Genomic DNA, 3517 nt, shown 5'->3' with positions numbered 1-3517 from the left:
AGGCGCTGGGCGAGGCGGCGGGGCCGGTCGCGCGCGCCATCGCCATCGCCGGCATGCGCGAACGCCGCGACGGCGAAGTGCTCGCGCGGATCCGGCGGCTGGAGGATCTGCTCCTCGCCCGCGCGGGCCATGCCACTCCCGGCATCGCCCCCGCGCCATCGCTCGCCGCCGGTGGCTAGGCGGCGATGATCACCTTCATCGCGCCGGTCTTTTGCGCATTGCCGAACGTCTCATACGCCTCCAGCATCTGATCGAAGGTGAAGCGGTGGGTGATGAGGAGGGCAGGGTCGATCTTCTTCGATCCCACCACCTTCAGCAGCATCGGCGTGGTGACGGTATCCACCAGCCGCGTGGTGATGGCGATGTTGCGATCCCACAGCGCCTCGAGGTGAAGCGACACGGGGTGGCCATGCACGCCGACATTGGCGATCACCCCGCCCGGCGCGATCAGCTCCTGGCACAGCTCGAACGTCGCCGGCACGCCGACCGCCTCGATCGCGGTATCGACGCCATGCCCGCCGGTCAGCGCCTTGACCGCCTCCACCGCCTTGCCATCGCCGCTGTTGATGGTGCGCGTCGCGCCAAATCTCTTGGCGATCTCCAGCCGGTTGTCGTCCAGGTCGATCATGATGATCTCGGCCGGGGAGTAGAATTGCGCCGTCAGCAGCGCGGCGAGCCCGATCGGCCCCGCTCCGACGATCGCCACCGTCGCGCCGGGCTGCACCTTGCCGTTCAGCACGCCGCATTCGAACCCGGTGGGCAGGATATCGCTCAGCATCACCAGCGCTTCCTCGTCCGCCCCTTCCGGGATCGGGTACAGGCTGGTGTCGGCATGCGGCGTGCGGACGAACTCGGCCTGCGTGCCGTCGATCATATTGCCCAGGATCCAGCCGCCGGTCGTGCAATGCGAATACATGCCGCGCCGGCAATATTCGCACTTGGCACAGGCGCTGACGCAGGAAATCAGCACCCGGTCACCCGGCTTGAACGTGGTCACCGCGGGCCCCACCGCCTCGACCACGCCGACGCCCTCATGCCCCAGGATCCGCCCCGGCTCGCACGTCGCCACATCGCCCTTCAGGATATGCAGGTCGGTGCCGCAGATCGTCGTCCGAGTGATGCGCACGATCGCGTCTCCGGGATCGCGAATCTCGGGCTTGGCATGCTCTTCGAACGCCTTCTGGCCGGGGCCTTTGTAGACAAGCGCTTTCATTGAGAGCCCTTTCTCACTTCCGAGAGGTCGGCGGACGCGGCGTCGCTGGCGGCACGCGATCTCACCGTCGGTCGCGCCGGGTCCGGGAAGACGCTGCTGTACCCGCTGCGATCCCGCCCCGGCAGACTCGGGAATTACGCATCTGGTGGTGGGCGGCGCGGTCGTCGTAACGCCTTCGATGAAATGAAGATGAGGGGAGGGTAAACCCGCCCCGCGCGGCGCGATCATGCCACCGTTGTCAGTTGCGCCGCAGCGTAGAACTATCCCGCGAGACGCATATCTCGGATGTTTTTGCAATCCGGACTTTGGTCCTATGTGGCGCGAAAGCCACGGAATCAGATCCATTTTCACATATGTTGGTTTCACATCGACAAGTTTCAGGCGTGACGAATATTCTCTCGCCCGAGACGCGATTTCCGAAGAGTTCGCGTTCCGGGGAGAATCATTGATGTTCGCTGCGTCCCGTCGTCCGTCTGCACGGCTTGCTTTGTCTGCTCTTGCGCTGTGCACAACCTGCCTCGTCACCATGCCCGCCGCGGCCCAAACCGGCGCGCCCGCCGCGGCGGCGGCGCCGCCACCCCCCGCCGGCGGCTATTACACCGCCACCGGCGCCCGCACCGCGGATTACAACGCCGCGCTGCAAAGCTGGCGTGAGGACGCGCAATTCGCGGTCGATTACAGCAAGGCCAATATGGGCCTCGAATATGCCTATGTGATGGGCCTGACGGGTAAGGGTCAGACGATCGGCATCAACGATTCGGGTGTGCTGGTCGATCATCCGCTGTTCTCCGGCGCGGGCAAGTTCAGCGGCCTGCGCACCGCGATCCCCGCAGGCTATGGCAATGACGGCCTCGTCAACCAGCGGCGCCGCTGGGAAATTCACGGCACGCACGTCGCCGGCACCGCCGCGGGCAACCGCGTCGCGGGGGAGCGCAGCTTCGGCAACGCCTTTGGCGCGAACATCTTCTCGGCGACCGCCAATTTCGCCGCCGGCGACTTCCTGTGGTGGAAGGATGAATTTATCGACGGCACCACCGTCGCCACCCCGCGCGAAAACATCGTCGATCTCGCCAGCACCGGACAGGTGCGGATCATCAACAACAGCTGGGGCTCGGGCACGACCTTGCCCTACACCGCCACGCTGGCGCAGGCGCGGGCAACGTTCGTGCAGAACCTGGGCGACTTCTACCAGCCGGTGCTCGACAATGACGTGCTGGTCGTCTTCTCGGCCGGCAATGGCGGCGGCGTCCATGCCAGCATCGACGCGGTGACGCCGCTCAACGATCCGCGGCTGCGCGGCAACTGGCTGTCGGTGACCAATTACCTGGCGGACGGCACCGCCGCCCCCAGCACCAGCCTGTGCGGCCAGACGGCCACCTGGTGCGTCTCCGGCCCGGGCAGTGCGATCATCTCCAGCGCGCTTGGCTATACGGTCAATGTCGATGCGATCCGCGCCACCTATACGGCGGCGGCCTATCCCGGCATTTACGCCGGGCGCACCGTGGCGCAGCTGCAATCGGCCGCCAACACCGCCTGGATCAACGTGCTGAACGGCTATCTCAGCCGCCGGGCCGCGGCACAGGCGGCCGGGCGGCCGTTCGACGAGGCGGGCGAACGCACCCTTGTCGCACGCGAGGCGGTGGGCATTTCGCTCGCTTATGGCGCGCGCTTCGTCGGCGGCGATCCCAATGGCTATACGTCGACCCTCGCCAACATCCTGGTGTCGAACGTCAATCTGTTCACGCCGGAGTTCGTCGGCTCGGTGCTGACCCAGGCGGATGCGTTGATCAGCGCCGAACTGGCACGCTTCATCACCTATACCGGGCCCGGCTATGCCGCGCTGACCGGCACCTCGATGGCGGCGCCCAATGTTTCGGGCTTTGCCGCGTTGCTGATGGAGGCGTTCCCCGAATATAATACCGCGCTGATTTCGGACATTCTGGTGTCCAGTTCGCGCGATCTCGACACGCCCGGCGTCGATCTGCGTTCGGGCTGGGGCGCGCCGCAGATGGGCACTGCGCTCCGCGGCCCCACCGCGCTTCGCGCCGTGCGCGAGGTGGAGGTCGCCGGCGGCACCGTCGATGTCTGGTCAAACGACATCACCGACGCGCGCGATCGCTATTCGGCGGAGGTTCTCGCCGGCTTCGGCAATGATATCGGCGGCCTGACGAAGCGTGGCGCGGGTGAGCTGATCCTCGCCGGCACCAACAGCTACACCGGTGCGACGCGCGCCGATCAGGGCCTGCTGACGGTCAACGGCCGGATCACGGCCTCCGCGGTGACCATCGGCAATGGCGGCACGCT

2 protein-coding genes are annotated in these 3517 nt (G+C 66.6%); one reads left to right on the top strand and one right to left on the bottom strand.

The features are described from left to right. Positions 1–175 precede the first annotated feature (175 nt). Positions 176–1213 carry a zinc-dependent alcohol dehydrogenase family protein gene (locus tag XM50_RS00405; protein ID WP_046406422.1) on the bottom strand — a complete coding sequence of 346 codons (1038 nt, stop codon included), beginning with the start codon at positions 1211–1213 and terminating at the stop codon, positions 176–178. A gap of 448 nt (positions 1214–1661) precedes the next feature. On the opposite strand from XM50_RS00405, the gene XM50_RS00400 reads away from it, so the two are divergent. After that, positions 1662–3517 (top strand): S8 family serine peptidase (locus XM50_RS00400; RefSeq protein ID WP_197075242.1); only part of this gene is annotated, 1856 nt, incomplete at its 3' end.

It is taken from the genome of Sphingomonas sp. Ag1 (assembly GCF_000980895.1).
Classification (GTDB): domain Bacteria; phylum Pseudomonadota; class Alphaproteobacteria; order Sphingomonadales; family Sphingomonadaceae; genus Sphingomonas; species Sphingomonas panaciterrae.
The sequence above is the reverse complement of the archived record's forward strand: the minus strand, read 5'-3'. Positions and strand labels throughout refer to the sequence as shown.